General features: G+C 58.2%; 15 protein-coding genes and 1 other annotated feature. Of the genes, 3 read left to right on the top strand and 12 right to left on the bottom strand.

Annotated elements, in window-relative coordinates:
- Positions 1–37 precede the first annotated feature (37 nt).
- The 11 genes from B2W96_RS10790 to B2W96_RS10740 form a co-directional block, all read right to left on the bottom strand.
- Positions 38–859 (bottom strand): EFR1 family ferrodoxin, encoded by an 822-nt coding sequence (locus tag B2W96_RS10790; RefSeq protein ID WP_293010298.1) that lies wholly within the window; start codon positions 857–859, stop codon positions 38–40.
- 36 nt (positions 860–895) lie between these two features.
- Positions 896–1,105 carry a hypothetical protein gene (locus B2W96_RS10785; protein WP_293010297.1) on the bottom strand — a complete coding sequence of 70 codons (210 nt, stop codon included), beginning with the start codon at positions 1,103–1,105 and terminating at the stop codon, positions 896–898.
- A gap of 24 nt (positions 1,106–1,129) precedes the next feature.
- Positions 1,130–3,454, bottom strand: coding sequence for an ATP-dependent Clp protease ATP-binding subunit (locus B2W96_RS10780; RefSeq protein WP_293010296.1), 2,325 nt, complete (start codon positions 3,452–3,454; stop codon positions 1,130–1,132).
- 74 nt (positions 3,455–3,528) lie between these two features.
- Positions 3,529–4,320: a CvpA family protein gene (locus B2W96_RS10775; protein ID WP_293010295.1), complete on the bottom strand. Its 792-nt coding sequence runs from the start codon at positions 4,318–4,320 to the stop codon at positions 3,529–3,531.
- Between the two features lie 67 nt (positions 4,321–4,387).
- The gene (locus B2W96_RS10770; RefSeq protein ID WP_293010294.1) at positions 4,388–5,566 is read right to left on the bottom strand and encodes a DUF5711 family protein; all 1,179 of its coding nucleotides are present in this window, start codon (positions 5,564–5,566) and stop codon (positions 4,388–4,390) included.
- Complete coding sequence (gene truA, locus B2W96_RS10765) at positions 5,559–6,314, bottom strand: tRNA pseudouridine(38-40) synthase TruA (protein ID WP_293010293.1); 756 nt, start codon at positions 6,312–6,314, stop codon at positions 5,559–5,561. Before truA ends, B2W96_RS10770 begins: the two co-directional genes overlap by 8 nt.
- Positions 6,315–6,366: 52 nt before the next feature.
- Positions 6,367–7,263 (bottom strand): hypothetical protein, encoded by an 897-nt coding sequence (locus tag B2W96_RS10760; RefSeq protein WP_293010292.1) that lies wholly within the window; start codon positions 7,261–7,263, stop codon positions 6,367–6,369.
- Between the two features lie 63 nt (positions 7,264–7,326).
- Complete coding sequence (locus B2W96_RS10755; RefSeq protein WP_293010291.1) at positions 7,327–8,130, bottom strand: energy-coupling factor transporter transmembrane component T family protein; 804 nt, start codon at positions 8,128–8,130, stop codon at positions 7,327–7,329.
- Positions 8,124–8,990, bottom strand: coding sequence for an energy-coupling factor transporter ATPase (locus B2W96_RS10750; RefSeq protein WP_293010290.1), 867 nt, complete (start codon positions 8,988–8,990; stop codon positions 8,124–8,126). The genes B2W96_RS10755 and B2W96_RS10750 overlap by 7 nt, the downstream gene beginning before the upstream one ends.
- Before the next feature lie 23 nt (positions 8,991–9,013).
- Positions 9,014–9,862: an energy-coupling factor transporter ATPase gene (locus tag B2W96_RS10745; RefSeq protein WP_293010289.1), complete on the bottom strand. Its 849-nt coding sequence runs from the start codon at positions 9,860–9,862 to the stop codon at positions 9,014–9,016.
- 18 nt (positions 9,863–9,880) lie between these two features.
- Positions 9,881–10,744, bottom strand: a complete 864-nt coding sequence (locus B2W96_RS10740; protein WP_293010288.1) for a class I SAM-dependent methyltransferase — start codon at positions 10,742–10,744, stop codon at positions 9,881–9,883.
- A 211-nt stretch (positions 10,745–10,955) separates the two neighbouring features.
- Positions 10,956–11,196: a binding site (T-box leader), on the top strand.
- Positions 11,197–11,261: 65 nt separating this feature from the next.
- Here B2W96_RS10740 and B2W96_RS10735 point away from each other — a divergent pair.
- From B2W96_RS10735 to B2W96_RS10725, 3 genes are all read left to right on the top strand, one after another.
- On the top strand, positions 11,262–12,551 hold the full coding sequence (locus tag B2W96_RS10735) for an O-acetylhomoserine aminocarboxypropyltransferase/cysteine synthase family protein (RefSeq protein ID WP_293010287.1): 1,290 nt from the start codon (positions 11,262–11,264) through the stop codon (positions 12,549–12,551).
- Between the two features lie 33 nt (positions 12,552–12,584).
- The gene (metA, locus tag B2W96_RS10730; protein ID WP_293010286.1) at positions 12,585–13,532 is read left to right on the top strand and encodes a homoserine O-acetyltransferase MetA; all 948 of its coding nucleotides are present in this window, start codon (positions 12,585–12,587) and stop codon (positions 13,530–13,532) included.
- A gap of 178 nt (positions 13,533–13,710) precedes the next feature.
- The gene (locus tag B2W96_RS10725) at positions 13,711–14,088 is read left to right on the top strand and encodes a nuclear transport factor 2 family protein (protein WP_293010285.1); all 378 of its coding nucleotides are present in this window, start codon (positions 13,711–13,713) and stop codon (positions 14,086–14,088) included.
- Between the two features lie 57 nt (positions 14,089–14,145).
- Here B2W96_RS10725 and B2W96_RS10720 read toward each other — a convergent pair whose 3' ends face one another.
- Positions 14,146–17,637, bottom strand: a complete 3,492-nt coding sequence (locus B2W96_RS10720) for a DNA polymerase III subunit alpha (protein WP_293010284.1) — start codon at positions 17,635–17,637, stop codon at positions 14,146–14,148.
- Positions 17,638–17,646: the final 9 nt, after the last annotated feature.

The raw sequence follows: 17,646 nt of genomic DNA, 5'->3' as shown, positions 1-17,646 counted from the left end.
GCGGCGATTGCATCGCCGCGCGTCCGAAAGACTTCTCTTATAAAAACAACACACTCTCCGCCGGTCGGGTATAGTTCTCCTCCAGCATGGCCTTGTGAGACAAAAACGCCGGATCATCAAAATATTTCGCATCCAGCGGACACTTTGTGACGCAGGCCTGACACTTGATGCATGTCCCCGGAACGCTGGCCACATTTTTCGGGTCGATGGCTCCCATGGGGCAGACGGCGGCGCACACGCCGCACTGAGAGCACTTTTTCATATCCGTCACAGGCTTTGCCTTCAGGAACTTGGCAGGCTGACCGTCGGTTCCCAGCGGTGTGTAATAGGGCGCGGTGGGGTCGCCGGACACCTGCACGGGGGCAGGCGTCTCCGCCATCGATAAAAGCCTTTCCGCAACCTTTTTGCCGAAGTCTTCTGCCTGATCCAAGTCCTGCGCATTGGGCCGACCATGGGCCAGTTCGGTTGCAAAGGCATGCTGCCCCACAAAGGCGGCGGCGGACACGGTGTGGAAGCCGTGGGCCTCCAACTCCGCGCACAGCTCCGCCAGCGCGTTGTCAAAGCTCCGGTTGCCAAACAGCACCACCGGCACGGCCAGCGCACCGTTGCCCATCAGCTTGTTCTGGAAATAGGGCAAAATCTTGTTGGGAACGCGCCCCGCGTAGGTGGGTGTGGCCACGATTACCAAGTCGCTTGGGGTAAAGGAGATTTCCTTTTCACGCGCCATAGGCAAGGAAATATTCGTCACCGTCACCGGTTTTCCAAGCTTATACGCCGCCCCTTTGGCCACAGCCATCGCCACCTTTTCGGTGGAGCCTGTGGCGCTGAAATAAACCACCCGTACTCTCTGGATCGCCATATCCATTTTCCCCCTTGTTCTGTTTTCAGACCGCCCTTAAAGCGAAAAGTCCTCTTCCTTCAGCCGCGCCGTTTCCAAAACGGCAGGCCGGGGCGGAACCCTTTTCAGCGGGTCGTACCGGAAGCTGCGGCAGCTGCCCTCCACGGGAACGATTCCCCGCTTCACGCAGGCCACGTCCCGCTCATTGATCTGCACGCCCCGCAGACAATAAGCACACCGGGGATCGATGTCCTTACGAAACAGCACGAAAGTCACCTCACTTTACAGCCCTCAAAGAGCCTCAATCTTAATTCCTTCGTCCTCCACCATGGCCCTGATTTGAGACACGGGATGCTCGTAGCTGTCGATCATCTTGGCCGCCATGGGGTCCTCCAGTTCTTTCTGGATGGTGCGGCGCAGATTCCGCGCGCCATAGGTGATGGAATAGGATTTGCGGGTAAGGTACGCCAGCAGTTCGTCGCCATACGTCAGCGTTACACCCTTTTCCTTCAGGGAAGCGGTCAGCTCCTCCAGCATGATGTGGGCGATGGACTGGAAATTTTCCTCGCTGAGGCGATTAAAGCAGATCACCTCGTCCACCCGGTTGATAAACTCGGGGCGGAGGAACTGCTCCAGCCCCTTCATGGCCTTGGCCTTGTCCTGCTGTCCGGCAGTGCGGTCAAAGCCCACCGTCCCCTCCTTGGTGGCGCTGCCCGCGTTGGAGGTCATGACGATGACGGTATTTTCAAAGTTGACCTTCCGCCCGTGGGCGTCGGTGATTTCTCCGTCGTCCAGAATCTGAAGCAGAATGTTCAGCACGTCCGGATGGGCCTTTTCTATTTCGTCGAAGAGAACCACGGCATAGGGCTTCCGGCGAATTTTCTCCGTAAGCTGGCCCGCCTCGTCATAGCCCACATAGCCGGGTGGGGACCCCACAATGCGGGAGACGGAGTGCTTTTCCATAAATTCGGACATGTCCAGCCGAATCAATGAGTCCGGGGTATTGAACAAATCCGTGGCCAACTGCTTCACCAGCTCGGTTTTACCAACGCCGGTGGGGCCGACGAAGATGAAGCTGACGGGCTTGCGCTTGGGGCTGATGCCCACCCGATTCCGCCGCACGGCAGCGGTGACGGCCTCCACGGCCTCGTCCTGCCCCACGATGTGGGTTTTCAGACGACTGGAAAGCTGGCTCAGACGCTGGAACTCCTGCTCCCGAATGCGGGAGGCGGGAATTTTCGTCCACAGCTCAATAACGTGGGCCAGATTTTCCATGGCCAGCAACGGGTCGCCCTTATCCAAAAGGACTTGCAACTCCGTCCCAAGCTTGGCCTGTTTGCTTTTCAAAAGGGCCATCCGGGCATAATCCGGCTCAGCCCCCTCCTCGGCGGCCAGCTCCTCCAGCATGGCGGTTTCCTTTTCATAATCGTCCAGTTCCCGCTGAATTTCCATGCGGCGGGAAATGTCCGGGTCTTTCAGATTCAAATCGGAGCAGGCCTCATCGATGAGGTCGATGGCCTTGTCCGGCAAAAACCGGTCGGTAATATATCGCTCGGAGAGCAGCACCGCCTGACGCAGAATCCCGTCGGAGAGCTTCACTCCGTGGAACGTCTCGTACTTGGAGGCCAGTCCCTTCAAAATCTGAATGGAGTCCTCCAAAGACGGCTCACTCACCGTCACGGGCTGAAAACGACGCTCCAGCGCGGTGTCTTTTTCAATGGACTTGCGATATTCGGTGAAGGTGGTGGCTCCGATCACCTGAATCTCGCCCCGGGACAGGGCGGGCTTTAGGATATTGGCAGCGTTCATGCTGCCCTCGGCGTCTCCCGCGCCCACGATGGTGTGCACCTCGTCGATCATGAGGATAATGTTCCCCAGCCGCTTCACCTCGTCGATGAGTCCCTTCATCCGGGACTCGAACTGGCCGCGGAACTGGGTTCCCGCCACCAAGGCGGTCAAATCCAGCAGGTAGACTTCCTTATCCCGCAGCTTGAAAGGCACCTTCCCATCCGCGATGCGCTGGGAAAGCCCCTCGGCGATGGCGGTTTTGCCAACGCCCGGTTCGCCGATCAGGCAGGGGTTGTTCTTCTGGCGGCGGTTGAGAATCTGAATCACCCGCTCAATCTCCTGCTCCCGCCCGATGACCGGGTCCAGCTTGCCGGACTTGGCACGCTCCGTCAGATTCAGGCAGTAGCTCTCCAGAAATTTGCGCTTTTTATCGCCCTTGTGCTCCCGGTCCCGATCCGCGCGGGCAGAGCCGCCGGAGGGCTGCTCGTCGCCCCGGGGGGACTCGCCATTGTTAAACAGCCGGTTCAAAAACGGGAAGGTGGCGGTTTTTCCTTCCTCCTCCTCGGGCTCGGGCTCGGCTGTCTCGCCCTTGGGCAGGTCCTCTACGTTCTCCACGCCGTCAAATGCCTGAAGCATCTCGTTGTTCAGGGTTTCCAGATCATCGTCGGAAATCCCCATCCGCTTCATCATATCATCCACCTGCGGAAGCCCCAGATCCTTGGCGCAGCGCAGGCACAGGCCCTCGTTTACCGTGTTGTCCCCGTCCAGACGGGAAATGAACACCACGGCCACATTTTTTTTGCATCTTGAGCAAAGTTTCGGTTGCATTGTATACCTCCAGAATTACAGTGGATGTCCGGAATCCCGCGCAGGCTGCGCCGACTGCGGAAAACCGGGTTAGCTCAGTAGAAAAGCAGGTCCAGCGGACCGTTGGAGACAAAAAAGCGCAATAAATGGGTTTGGGCCACCGTCTCCGCGTCAAAAGAGACGCGGGTGCTGCGCAGCAGCCAAACAAGCAGAAAAATCAACAGCGCCCCCTGAAGTAACCCGATGAGCGCGCCGCCCAGCCCGTTAATAAAGTGGATGCCCGGCAGCTTTGTCGCCACATCCAGCGCCTTTGCCACCAAATGAAGCAGCAACAGCAGCGCCACGAAGGACAGGGCGAAAATCAGCATATATACGAAGGATTCCGTCACACTGTCCGCCACCGCCATTGCCAGAGAAACGCCGGTTTCCCGGACTTTTTCCGCCGCTTTATCAGACAGGGACTTTGTCAGCGTGTCATCCCAGCCCATCAGCCGCAGCAACTCTCCCGCCTGTATGCGAAGCAGGGAGCTGTCCTCCCCGCCGCTTCCGGCGGCAGACGACCCGCCGCCAATGCTCTCCGTGGGAAGCTCCGGCTGCACCGGGGTCACGGCCTCGCTCCCCTCCGGGGACAGGCCCTTCGCCTGTGAGGATGCGCCGCCGCTCATTGCGTCGTCTACTCTCTGTGAAATGGCGGACTCAATCACAGGCCGAAGCAGATCCACAGCCATGGGCGTCAGCTCCCGGGCCGCAAAGGTGGCCCCCGTCAAAGCGAGAACCACAATCACCAGCCCCATCACAGAGCGAAACAGGCCACGCCACGCGCCGTAAATCAAAAAGCCCAGCAGCAAAGCCGCGAGAATACAGTCTATTATAACAGCAGTTTTCAACTTTGCCTACCTCTTCACTCGTAAATAATTTGTGAACCGCGCTGAAATATCGACCAGAATTGCACGTTCATGGTAAAAAGCGCACCGCACGTTCCGCCGCCAACAGCAGAGCTGAGCCATCTTCGCCCATCAGCGCCTCTCGGGCGTAATCCGTGCCGTTGAGAGATGCATATTGCTCAAGCTGCGGCGTGTAAATCGCCAGCTTATCGGTATACAGCACCGCGATATACCGCCCGGCGGCGGAAACACTCAAAATTTCGTCGCTGACGTTCAGGGATGCAAGCTCCTGTCCGTCTGACCCCACCGTCACAAGACGGCCCACGCTGCCGGATTGATAGCGGTTTAACAGCAACACGGCATAGCCCTCGCCATGGAGGTCATATTCCCGCAGATAAGCGCCGCCATAGGAATACGAGGCCGAAAGCGCCCGCGCGTCGGCGCTGAAATACACTCCGTCGTCGCAGACCAACGCCAGACTTTGGTTCACCGTCCCCATCTCGTAGCACATCCCCTCGCCCACGGTCCAGGACGCGACGGGGTCCTGCGCCGTCAGGTCATAGAGCACAAGGCCCGAGGCAAAGGCTCCGCCGGATTGGCCAAGCGTCACAGCCGCCAGATACTTTCCGTCATCGGTGGCATAGGCGCCGGAGATAAAGCGCTCCGACGATCTGAACTCAAACAGCTCGTTTCCCGCCGCGTCATAGACGACGACAGAAGCTTTATAGCTCTGCTTTTTGGCGGTCACAGTCATCTCGCCGCTCTGATTCAGCGCGACGGCAATGTACGGCTCCGTCTCGCTTGCGGTGAGCTGATAAACCAGTCCGGTCTTATCCAATACGTACAGCTCCGTGCCCCCCACGTCATAGGCCACGGCCCGGTCCCCTTGCGCAATCAGCGCCGGGGCCTCCATTTTCACCGACGCGGACCAGATGGTCTTTCCGTTTCCGTCCACCAGCGAAAGGGACGTGTCCGACAAAACCGCAAGGGTATTTCCCAGCTTCGCATAGCGGTTTTTGTGGGACGCGTCATAAGTATAGCCCGTGGATCCGTCTCCCTCGCTTTTGCCATAGGCAACATAGCGCCGCAGAACGTCCAGTCCCGTGCCATCTCTCCATGCCGCAGCCAGCACCACGCCCAGCACCGCTACAAGCAACAAAAAAAAGGCCAGAAACCCCCGCAGGCGGTGCCTTGGCGGGCGGTCCTCCTCGTCGTCATCATTCCAGATGTCGTTCCGTTTATCAGCCATTGAGCCGCTCATCCTCATACCAAAGTTTTGTCAGGTACAGTCCGCCCGGCGGAACCGTAGGACCCGCCGCGCTGCGGTCCCGGTTTTCGAGAATGGCCGGGATATCCTCCGGGGTAAATTTCCCCTCCGCCGCGTAGAGCACCGTCCCCGTAATGGCACGCACCATATTATACAAAAACCCGTTGGCGCAGACCTTTAATTCCAAAAGGTCCCCGCTGCGGGATACGTCGCAATAGTAAATTGTGCGGACGGTGGACTTTGTCTCCGTCCCCACACTCCGGACTGCCGCAAAGTCGTGCGTCCCCACAAACATGCCGGCGGCGCGGCTTAAAAATTCTTCGTCCAGCCGCTTGGGATAAAAATATGCACGATTTACGTAAAAGGGGTTCTTAAAAGTAGAATTGTAAATGCGGTAAGTATATTCTTTCTTAATGCAGGAGCCGATGGCGTTGAATTTCATGTCCACCTCAAGCGCCTCCCGCACGGCGATGTCCTGCGGCGTGTGGGTGTTCACGGCAAAGGGCAGCCGGTCCGTTGGAATGCGGCTTTCCGTGCGGAAATTGGCCACGTACCGCTCGGCATGGACCCCCGCGTCGGTGCGTCCGCAGCCGGTGAGATGCACCGGACCGCCGCAAACCTCCGCAAGCGCTTTTTCCAGCGTCCCGCAGACGGAAATGGCGTTTTTCTGCACCTGCCACCCGTGGTAGGCAGCGCCGTTGTACATCAGCTTCAGCGCAATGTTTCGCATAACCTCTCCTCCTCAGCTTCTAAGCGGCCTGCACTTCGGGGAACCTTCCCGCTCACGACACAGCCGGAGGCATGAGCCGGGAGGTCACTTCCCCTTGTTCATGGGCAATGCGGGCGGTTTCCAACGGAAATTCGTAGAAACGCCCATCCTCCCCGGTGCAGGAAAAGGACAAGCGTATCCGGTCCCCGTTTCGGCACACCAGCGCATTGTCCCACAATTGGGGGCCATACAGATTCCGCCCCGTCTCATCCTCCACGGCGGGCAGGCTTTTGATGAGCTCGCCGTTGCAGTATAACCGAAAGGCCGGATCCTTTATAGCCAAGCTCTCATCCCCGTCCATCACGGTGAGGCGGCACTCCGGGTTGAACCGCATCAGGCCCACCCCCGGCGTGGGAAGGGATTTACGCACATAGCTCATGCCGCCCTCTTTTAAATCCGCCCGCAACGTCGTGGTCATAAACAGCGAATTAGGATACTCCCAAAGCCTCTCCCGGGAAAGGACGCCGCCTTCCTCCACCTCCACTGTCAGTGATACGGACGTGTCCTCTCCGCTCTGTTTGTCAGGGAGCGCCAGAGTCACAGGCGCGGTATAGGTCCGGTTGGCGCTCCGCACCAGCGGAACGGAAACCGTTTTCTCCCCCACATCAATCAGAAGCTTCACCGCCGCGTCCGTTTGGTCCTCCCACAGCCGCAGGGTTATTTCCGCCGTCGCCGTCCCCTTTGCCTCGTCCGTCCCGGCAGGGGTCAGCTCAAATGCTTTTATCAGGTGCGCGGAGTTCTCCGGCGTGGTTGATATGGGCGCGCCATCCTGCGGGGAAGAAATCGCCGCCGGGGCGTTTTCACGCAAAGCCCGCAGACGGCTGCCCTGCAAAAGGACGAGGCCCGCCAGCGCGGCGCACAGCGCAAGCGCCAGCCCAAGAAGCCAGAAAATCAGTCTTTTTTCTCGCATGGGTAGCCTCTCCTTTCTTCGTTTCAGTTCTCCGGGGGTCGTTCCGCAAGGCACGGGACTTCCTTAAAATCCAATCCGGCCCAGCACAATCACGCCTGCCGTCACCGCGCCGCCCAAAAGTAGCGCCCAAACGTCCCGCGCGGCGTATTTCAGGGGGTTCAGCTTCGTCCGCCCCTCGCCGCCGTGGTAACAGCGGCACTCCATGGCCACCGCCAGCTCGTCCGCCCGGCGAAAGGCGCTGATAAACAGCGGCACCAGAATGGGGATCAGGGCCTTGGCCTTGTGAAACAGGTTTCCGCTTTCAAAGTCCGCCCCCCGGGCCTTCTGGGCAGACATGATTTTATCCGTCTCCTCAATCAGCGTGGGGATAAAGCGCAGGGCAATGGACATCATCATCGCCAGCTCGTGGACCGGCACCCGTACCTTTTTCAGTCCGCCCATCAACCGCTCCAATCCGTCCGTCAGGCGGATGGGGCTGGTGGTGTAAGTCAAAAGAAACGTCCCCATAATCAGCAGCATGATGCGCAGCACCATCCGCACCGCTATGGCAAGTCCCTCCCGGGAAACGTGAAGCACGCCAAACCGGAACAGATCGTCACCCGGAGTGAAGAACAGATTTAAAATACCGGTGAACAGAATAATGAACAGCACCGGCTTCAAGCCCCGTACCAGCGCCCGCGCGCCCACCTGAGAGATGCGGGCGCAGCCTATAAACACAAGAATCATGATTCCGTAGGTCAGCACGGAGTCCGCCGCAAAGAGGCCCACGATATAAAAAAGCGTCAAAAGCAGCTTGGTTCTGGGGTCCAGCCGGTGGGCCACAGTGTTTCCCGGGAAATACTGCCCAAGGGTGATATCCTTCAGCATCCCTCCGCCCCCTTTCGCAGGGCCAAAAGCTGCTTCTCCAAATCCTCCACGGTGTAAACCGCAGGGTCCACCGCAAGGCCCCGGGCTTTCAGCGCCATAGCCACACGGGTAATCTGGGGCACATCCAGTCCGGCGGAGAGCAGCTCGTCCGCCCGGCCAAAGACCTCCTTCGGCGTTCCCTCCATCAGCACCCGGGCAGATTTTAAAACCAGCACCCGGTCCGCCGTGCGGGCCACCTCGTCCATGCTGTGGCTTACCATAATGACCGTGCCGTTTTTGCTCCGGTGATAGTCCCGGATATTTGCCAGAAGGTTTTCCCGTCCCGCAGGGTCCAGCCCCGCCGTAGGCTCGTCCAGAATCAACACATTCGGCTCCATGGCCAGCACCCCCGCCAGCGCCACCCTGCGCTTCTGCCCGCCGGAAAGCTCAAAGGGAGACTTTTCCAACTGGTCGTCCCGGATGCCCACCAGCCGCGCGGCCTCCCGCACGCAGCGGTCCAGCGCGTCCCCGGTTTTGCCCATATTGGCGGGGCCAAAGGCAATGTCCTTATAAACCGTTTCCTCAAACAACTGATACTCCGGATACTGAAACACCAGCCCCACCCGGAACCGCACGTCCCGGATTTTCTTCGGCTGGGCCCAGATGTCCTTCCCCTCCAGCAAAATCTGCCCGGAGGTGGGCCTTAAAAGCCCGTTGAGGTGCTGAATGAGGGTGGACTTTCCCGAGCCGGTGTGCCCGATGACGCCCAAAAATTCACCGTCCGCCACGTCGAAGCTCATGTTTTCCACCGCGCTGCGCTGAAAGGGCGTGCCAATCCCGTAGGTATGAGTCAGATTGATGACCTTTAAAATCGGTTCCAATGCTCCGTTCCTTCCTGTCCTGTTTATCGCAGCGCCGCCGCCACCGCATCCGCGCATTCCTCCACGGTGATCGCGTCCAGCGGCAGGTCAAGCCCATCCTGGCGCAGCCGGTCCAGCAGGTCCACCGTGTCCGGCGCGGTCAGTCCCAGATTTCTCAGCTCCGCCACCCGGGCAAAAATCTCCCGGGGCGAACCGTCCATGACAAGCTCTCCCTCGTTCATCACCACCACCCGGTCCGCGTCCTCCGCCTCGTTCATGTGGTGGGTGATGAGCACCACGGTGATGCCCTTCTCCCGGTTCAGCCTGTGGGCGGTGGAGAGTACCTCCCGCCGGCCTGTGGGGTCCAGCATGGCAGTGGCCTCGTCCAGAACGATGCAGTCCGGCTCCATGGCAATCACCCCCGCGATGGCAATGCGCTGCTTCTGCCCGCCGGAAAGAAGATGGGGCGCGTGCTGGGCAAAGTCCGCCATGCCCACCGCGCCCAGTGCCTCATCCACCCGGCAGCGTATTTCCGCCGTGGGAACGCCCAGATTTTCCGGCGCAAAGGCCACGTCTTCCTCCACCACGTTGGACACGATCTGGTTGTCCGGGTTTTGAAACACCATCCCCACCCGGCGGCGGATGTCCAACAGCCGATCCTCGTCGGCAGTGTCCATTCCCTCCACCAGCACCCGGCCCGCAGAGGGCAGAAGAATGGCGTTGAATGTCTTGGCCAGCGTGGATTTCCCGGAGCCGTTGTGCCCCAGAATCACCACAAAGGAGCCTTTTTCAATGTTCAGGTCCACACCCCGAAGGGCCTGCACTGCCTGCTCCCCCTCCTCCACAGCCGGGTAGAGGTATTGAAGCCGCTCCGTTTCAAGAATCGTAGACATCTTTACTACTTCCAATCCTTATTCGCTGCACCAGCGCCCCGTGGCGCCGCAGGGAAGATACAGGCCCGTTCTGGTCACGGGAAGGCCCAGCTCATCCCATGCGCACTTTCCGCCGTATTTTTCCTTCACCAGAATGCCCAATAAATACCCCAGCACCGACGGGGCAAGCCCCGTGGTATAGGAGTTAATCAGCACGAACAACGGCTTGTCCGACAGCGCCCCGGCGCACAGCTTCACAAATTCGTACAGGTTTTCTTCCAGCTTCCAAACTTCGCCGCCGGGGCCTCGGCCATAGCTGGGAGGGTCCATAATAATGGCGTCGTAGGTCTTTCCCCGCCGGATTTCCCGCTCCACAAACTTGGCGCAGTCGTCCACAATCCAGCGGATGGGCGCGTCCGCAAGGCCGGAGAGTCGGGCGTTTTCCTTCGCCCATGCCACCATCCCCTTCGCCGCGTCCACATGGCACACCTCGGCCCCTGCCTTAGCGCAGGCCACCGTGGCCCCCCCGGTATAGGCAAACAGGTTTAAAACCCGGATGGGCCGCCCCGCATTTTTAATTTTTTCCATTGCAAAGTCCCAGTTCACCGCTTGCTCTGGAAACAAACCCGTGTGCTTGAAGTTCATGGGCTTCACCTGAAAGGTCAACTCTCCGTAATGCACCTGCCAGCTCTCCGGCAGCTTTCCTTTTTCCCAATGCCCGCCGCCGGTCTGGGAGCGGAGATACCGCCCGTCGGCCTTTTTCCAGCCGGGATAGGCACGGTCCGTCTCCCAGATGGCCTGAGGGTCCGGGCGCACCAAGAGCTGCCTGTCCCAGCGCTCCAGCTTTTCGCCGCCGCCGCAGTCCAGCAATTCATAATCCCGCCAGCTCTCCGCAATCCACATGGTGGTTCCTCCGTTTTTTCCTTTAGTTCTCAATCGTGTTATTATACTTCAAACAGCGCCGCCCCGTCAATCAAGGATTTCGCCCCTTGGGCGGAGCCTGACTGGGCCGCGCACCCCCGCCTTTCCGCAATTTGGAAGGCCTTGGATGCAGGAAGAGGGCCTTGACATTTCAAAAAACCGTGTTAAAATTATTTCCAATATAGTGTATATATAAAAGGCAGTGACGGAGAGGACGAAGACGCAGACCTTTCAGAGAGCCGGCGGTTGGTGCGAGCCGGTGGGAAAACGTTTTCAGTGTCTATGGCTCCCGAGCCGAAAGGGCGAACCCGTAAAGGGACAGGTCTTTCCGTGTCGCCGCGTTAAGGCAGAGGGCTTGTTGGAGCCTGTGAGAGGCGCGTTTTACAGCGCGCAATTTGAGTGGTACCGCGGAAGTTATGGCTTTCGTCTCAAAGGATGCTTTGAGGCGGGGGTCTTTTTCTTTTGCCCCAAGGCATCACACAGAAAGGAGTTCAACAGTATGAGCAAGCAGAACATTGAAACCGTCTGCGTCCAGGGGGGCTATACTCCCGGCAACGGCGAGCCCCGGCAAATTCCCATTATCCAGTCCACCACCTTTAAATATGCCACCTCCGAGGACATGGGCAAGCTTTTCGACTTGGAAGCCAACGGCTATTTTTATTCTCGGCTCCAGAACCCCACCAACGATTACGTGGCGGCGAAAATTGCCGCTCTGGAGGGCGGCTCGGCGGCGATGCTCACCTCCTCCGGTCAGGCGGCCAATTTCTACGCCCTGTTCAACATCGCCTCCTGTGGAGACCACATTGTCTCCTCTTCCAGCATTTACGGCGGCACCTTCAACCTCATCTCTGTCACCATGGCAAAAATGGGCGTGGAATGCACCTTCGTCTCCCCTGACTGCACGGAAGAGGATCTAAACGCCGCCTTTCAGCCCAACACCAAATGCGTGTTCGGTGAAACCATTGCGAACCCGGCCCTGACGGTGCTGGACATCGAGAAATTTGCGCAGGCGGCCCACAGCCACGGCGTTCCCTTGATTGTGGACAACACCTTCCCCACCCCCATCAACTGCCGTCCCTTCGAGTGGGGCGCGGACATCGTGACCCACTCCACCACCAAGTATATGGACGGCCATGGCGCGGCCGTGGGCGGGACCATTGTGGACTCCGGTAAATTTGACTGGATGGCCCACGCCGAGAAGTTCCCCGGCCTGTGCACCCCGGATGACAGCTACCACGGCATCACCTACGCTGAAAAGTTTGGCAAGGAGGGCGCGTTTATCACCAAATGCACCGCCCAGCTCATGCGGGATTTGGGCTCCATCCAGTCCCCCCAGCACGCGTTCTATTTGAATCTGGGTCTTGAGAGCCTCCATGTCCGCATGGCTCGCCATTGCGAAAACGGTCAGGCAGTGGCGGAATATCTGGCGAAGCATCCCAAGGTCGCTTCTGTCAGCTATTGCGGCCTAAGTGATGACAAGTATCATGCCTTGGCAGCAAAATATCTGCCCCACGGCTCCTGCGGCGTGGTTTCCTTCGAGCTGAAGGGCGGACGCGCCGCCGCCGGGGAATTTATGAAGCATCTGAAGCTTGCCGCCATCGAAACCCACGTGGCGGACGCCCGCACCTGCTGCCTGAACCCCGCCAGTTCCACCCACCGCCAGATGACGGACGCGCAGCTTCAGGAGGCGGGGATTCCCGCCGGGCTTGTGCGAATCAGCTGCGGCCTTGAGAGTAAAGAAGACCTGATCGGAGATATCGCTCAGGCGTTGGAGCAGGTGAACGCGTGAGCGCTCTCCTCGCTTTGAAAGGAGACACCGGCCTTGCCTATTAAAATACCCAATGAATTGCCCGCAACCAGTACACTGACGCGGGAAAATATATTCGTCATGACGGAAAAGCGTGCCATGACGCAGGATATCCGCCCTCTGCAAATTCTTCTGCTGAATCTGATGCCCAACAAGGTGGCAACGGAGACGCAGTTGGCCCGGGTTCTGGGCAATACTCCGCTTCAGATTGAGCTGGAACTGATCGCCCCCTCGGGCCATGTGCCCAAAAACACCCCTCAGGAGCATATGCTGTCCTTTTACAAGACCTTTGACGAGGTGCGGGACCGGGACTTCGACGGACTGATTATCACCGGCGCGCCTGTTGAAAACAAGCCCTTTGAAGAGGTGAACTACTGGCCGGAGCTGTGCGAAATCATGGAGTGGAGCAAGGAGCACGTCCACTCCACGCTCCACATCTGCTGGGGCGCGCAGGCGGGACTTTACTATCACTACGGAATCCCCAAACGCCCCCTGCCGGAGAAGCTTTTCGGCGTGTTCCCCCACACCGTGGAGGAGCAGGGCTTCATCCTCTTCCGGGGCTTTGACGATGTGTTCTGGGTCCCCCATTCCCGCCACACCACCGTGGATCGGGAAGATATCGAGGCGGTTCCCGCGCTGAAAATTCTGGCCTCGTCGCCGGAGGCGGGAATCTACGCCGTGAAAACCGACGGGGGCCGTCAGATTTTCCTGATGGGCCACGCGGAGTACGACCGGGACACCCTGAAAGGCGAATATGACCGGGACGTATCCACAGGCTCCCCCATCAGGCTCCCCAAACACTATTTTCCCAACGACGACCCTACCCAGCCCCCGGTGGTCACTTGGCGCTCCTGCGCCAATCTGCTGTATACCAACTGGCTGAATTATAACGTCTATCAGACCGTGCCCTACGACATCCGGGCCATCCGTCTGGGCAAGCGGACGCGGGAGGACGAAATCTAAAACAGTCGCCGTTCCTTCCCTTCTCACCTACAAAAGTCCGCTTTCTGCGCTCAGCCACTGAAAAAATACTGTCTCAAAAAAATTACGCTTTTGTGTTCTTCTTTTCATTTTAGTTGAATATGTGATGCTGAACTGTTATAATTTTGTCAGCAAGGATATAAAACGGGAGATGATACAGATGAATACAGCAGAAAAAGAGTCGGCAATAAAAGCCTACTTTAATATGTGGGTACAACGCGATTTTTCGGCCTTAGACTCCATATTTGCGCCAGATATATTTTATAGCGAATGTTATGGCCCTGAATATTGCGGACTGCATGAAATACATCAATGGATTGACACAATGCTGCAAAAGCAGACGGTATTGGAATGGGCCATAAAACAGTTCTTGCATGAAAACAATCTGGTCGTAGTCGAATGGTTCTTTAAAGAACAGCAAAACAACATTGTTCATGGCTTTGACGGAGTTTCTATTGTGGAATTTCACACGGATGGGAAAATTCACTCAATTAAAGAATTTGAATCAAAAGCCGAACATATCACCCCATATCATTGAAGCCCCGTGGTTTTCTTTTGTGCCTTTCAGCACGAAAGAAAACCACGGGGCAGTTTCTTATTTCACGACCACATTCTCTTCGCCCAGCGTCTCCTTCGCCTCCTGCAACAGCGCCCGGTGGAGCAGAACCTGCGTGCCAAACACCTTGCGGGTATCCGCCATTACCAGCTTTACCGGCGTGCCGCCGGGGAACATCTGAAACACCAGCTTCATGTGATGCAGCTCCGGGCTGTCCTTTCCTGAAAATTTCAGGTAAAGAACGCCTCCCTCGGTCACCTTCCCCTCCCGGCGCTCCGGCACCGGGTCCGGCGGCAACACGCCGCTGCCCAGAGGGGCCGCGGAATCGCACATGAGCTGCGGGGCCTTTTCATCCCGGACGGAGAGCCGTCCCCGCACCACCACCGCCTGATTTTCCTGCAAGCAGGGGCCGCAGGATTCCAGCGTTCTTGCAAAGCACAAAAGCTCGATGGCGGCGGTGTCGTCCTCCACCGTGACATAGGCCATGAGGGAGTTGTTTTTCGTGGTCTTCGTCTTGCTGGAGGTCACCACCCCGGCGATGCACACCCGCTGTCCGTCCGCAAAGCTGGTGGGACCGCCCTCCTGTGAAAAATCGTCCAGAATGGAGGCAACGGAGGGGGCGCGAAGCCGCTTCACCTCGTCCCGGTACTGGTCCATGGGATGGCCGGAGAGGTAAAGTCCGGTCGTCTCCTTCTCCATGTTCATCAATTCCTGCCGGGTAAACTCCGGAATATCAGGCAGGTGCATTTCCTTTACCGGCTTTGGATTATCATCATTTCCTGCCGCCATGGAGAAGAAATCAATCTGTCCCTCCACATTCTGGCGGCTGGCGCTGGCCACGGAGTCCATCACCGTTTCATGAACCTTGAGCAATTGTGAACGCCTTGCCCCAAACCCGTCGAACGCGCCGGAGCGGATGAGATTTTCCACCGCCCGTTTGTTCATGTCGCTTCCGTTCATCCGTCCGCAGAAATCGCTGAGCGAGGTAAAAGGCCGTTCCTCCCGCTCCCGCATAACAGCCTGAATAAAGCCCCGCCCGATGTTTTTCACGGCAGCCAGTCCAAAGCGGATGCCCCCTTCCTCCACCGTGAAGGTATCGCAGGAGCAATTGATGTCCGGGGGCAGAAGCTTGATGCCCCAGTCCCGGCATTCGGTGATATAGCCCGCGATTTTGGCGGAGTTGTCCAAAACGCTTGTAAGCAATGCCGCCATATACTCCTTGGTAAAGTGCCGCTTGAAGTACGCCGTCTGATAGGCCACCACCGCGTAGGACACGGAATGGGCCTTGTTAAAGGCATAGTTCGCAAAGTCATAGATATCCTGATAAATCGCCTCTGCCGCCGCTTCCGGAATCCCGTTTGCCACGCAGCCGGAAATATTCCGCTCCTTTTCGCCGTGGATAAACGCGTCCTTTTCCCGGGCAATCTGGGCAGCTTTTTTCTTGGAGATGGCCCGGCGCACCATATCCGCCTGCCCCAGAGAATACCCCGCCAGACGGCGGAAAATCTCAATCACCTGCTCCTGATAAAGAATGCAGCCGTAGGTAATGGAGAGAATCGGCTCCAAGGACGGGTGGAGATAAGAAATCAGCTTGGGATTCTGCGCACAGGCGATAAACTTCGGAATAGAGTCCATGGGGCCGGGACGGTACAGGGCAATAATGGAAGAAATATCCTCCATATTGTGGGGCTTCAGACCCACGCACACGCCGGTCATCCCGGCAGACTCCATCTGAAATACGCCGATAGTCTTCCCCTGCCCCAGCATTTCATAGGTCTCAGGATCGTCCTCCGGAATGTCCTCCAACCGGAATCCCGGCCGCTCCGACTGCACCATTTTCACCGCGTCGTCCAGTACCGTCAGGTTCCGCAGGCCCAGAAAGTCCATTTTGAGAAGGCCCAGTTCTTCCAACGTGGTCATGATGTACTGGCAGACAACCGCATCGTCGTTTTTCGCAAGGGGGACGTATTCGTATACGGGCCGCTTCGTAATCACCACGCCCGCCGCGTGGGTGGAGGCGTTGCGGGGCATCCCCTCCAGCTTTTTCGCCGTATCAATGAGAACTTTCACGTTGTCGTCGCCCTCGTACAGGTCGTTGAGAGGCTTTGAAAGCCGCAGCGCGTCCTTGAGGGTGATGTGCTGCGTAAAGGGCACTTGCTTGGCGATGTTGTCCACCTCGGCATAGGGCATCCCAAGCACCCGCCCCACGTCCCGGATCACGCCCCGTGCCGCCATGGTGCCGAAGGTGACGATCTGGGCCACGTGGTCGTTGCCGTACTTCCGGCGCACGTAGTCCACCACCTCGCCCCGGCGCACATCGCCGAAGTCCATGTCGATATCCGGCATACTGACCCGCTCCGGGTTCAAAAACCGCTCGAAATACAGGCCGAAACGCATCGGCTCCACATCGGTGATCCCAAGGCAATAGCTTACAAGGCTTCCGGCGGCACTGCCCCGCCCCGGTCCCACGGGGATTCCCACCTCCCGGGCATAGCGCACAAAGTCGGAGACAATGAGAAAATAGTCCGTAAAGCCCATTTTCTCAATCATTTCCAGTTCATAGTTGAGCTGTTCCCGGTACTCCGGGTGCTCCCCGCCGTACCGCGCGGCAAAACCCGTGTCGCACAGCTCCTTCATGTAGGTATATGCGTCATAACCCTCCGGAAGATGAAATTCGGGGAGCTGATATTTTCCAAATTCAAATTCCAGATTGCATCGCTCCGCGATTCTCCCGGTATTGTCCACCGCGTCCTCATACCCCTCGAACAGGGCGCGCATCTCCTCCTCGGACCGGAGATAAAAATTGCGCGGCTCATAGCGCATCCGGTTCTCGTCGGACAAGAGCTTTCCTGTCTGGATGCAAAGCAGCACATCATGGGCCTCTGCGTCCTCCTTGCGGAGATAGTGCGCGTCGTTGGTGCAGACCATGGGCAAGCCGGTCTCCTTGTGGAGCTTTAAAATCCCCCGGTTCACCGTCTGCTGGTCGGGGATGCCATGGTCCTGAATCTCCAGATAAAAGCGGTCCGGCCCGAAAATCTCCGCCATTTCCAGCGCCACGGTCTTTGCGGTTTCATACTCTCCGTTGCGTATCCGCCGGGGGATTTCTCCGGCAAGGCAGGCGGACAGGGCGATCAGCCCCCCGTGGTGCTCCCGCAGCAGCTCCAAATCCACCCGGGGCTTGATGTAAAACCCCTCGGTCCACGCCATGGACACCATGTAAGACAGGTTGCGGTACCCTTCCTCGTTTTCACACAGCAGCACCAGATGGCGGCTTTCCGCGTCGAACTCGTGCTGCTTTTGCAGCCGGGTGCGGCCTCTGGGAGCCACATAGACCTCGCAGCCGATGATGGGCTTGATGCCCGCATTCTTACAGGAACGGTAGAAGTCAATCGCGCCGTACATCACCCCGTGGTCTGTGATGGCACAGGCGGACTGGCCCATCTCTTTCAGAACCGCAGGCAGCTCCTTGATGCGGCAGGCCCCGTCCAGCAGGCTGAACTCCGTATGAACATGTAAATGGGCAAAGGACATAGGTCGCTC

It is taken from the genome of Oscillibacter sp. UBA6647, from assembly GCA_002455655.1.
Classification (GTDB): Bacteria; Bacillota; Clostridia; order Oscillospirales; family Oscillospiraceae; genus Oscillibacter.
Note: the sequence above shows the minus strand (reverse complement) of the source record. Positions and strands in the feature narration are given on the sequence as shown.

Bases quoted from the DNA above. Each gene is read 5' to 3' on its own strand.
- B2W96_RS10790 (WP_293010298.1), bottom strand. From the start codon at position 859: ATGGCGATCCAGAGAGTACGGGTGGTTTATTTCAGCGCCACAGGCTCC.
- B2W96_RS10780 (WP_293010296.1), bottom strand. From the start codon at position 3,454: ATGCAACCGAAACTTTGCTCAAGATGCAAAAAAAATGTGGCCGTGGTG.
- B2W96_RS10770 (WP_293010294.1), bottom strand. From the start codon at position 5,566: ATGGCTGATAAACGGAACGACATCTGGAATGATGACGACGAGGAGGAC.
- truA (WP_293010293.1), bottom strand. From the start codon at position 6,314: ATGCGAAACATTGCGCTGAAGCTGATGTACAACGGCGCTGCCTACCAC.
- B2W96_RS10760 (WP_293010292.1), bottom strand. From the start codon at position 7,263: ATGCGAGAAAAAAGACTGATTTTCTGGCTTCTTGGGCTGGCGCTTGCG.
- B2W96_RS10755 (WP_293010291.1), bottom strand. From the start codon at position 8,130: ATGCTGAAGGATATCACCCTTGGGCAGTATTTCCCGGGAAACACTGTG.
- B2W96_RS10745 (WP_293010289.1), bottom strand. From the start codon at position 9,862: ATGTCTACGATTCTTGAAACGGAGCGGCTTCAATACCTCTACCCGGCT.
- B2W96_RS10740 (WP_293010288.1), bottom strand. From the start codon at position 10,744: ATGTGGATTGCGGAGAGCTGGCGGGATTATGAATTGCTGGACTGCGGC.
- B2W96_RS10735 (WP_293010287.1), top strand. From the start codon at position 11,262: ATGAGCAAGCAGAACATTGAAACCGTCTGCGTCCAGGGGGGCTATACT.
- B2W96_RS10725 (WP_293010285.1), top strand. From the start codon at position 13,711: ATGAATACAGCAGAAAAAGAGTCGGCAATAAAAGCCTACTTTAATATG.
- B2W96_RS10720 (WP_293010284.1), bottom strand. From the start codon at position 17,637: ATGTCCTTTGCCCATTTACATGTTCATACGGAGTTCAGCCTGCTGGAC.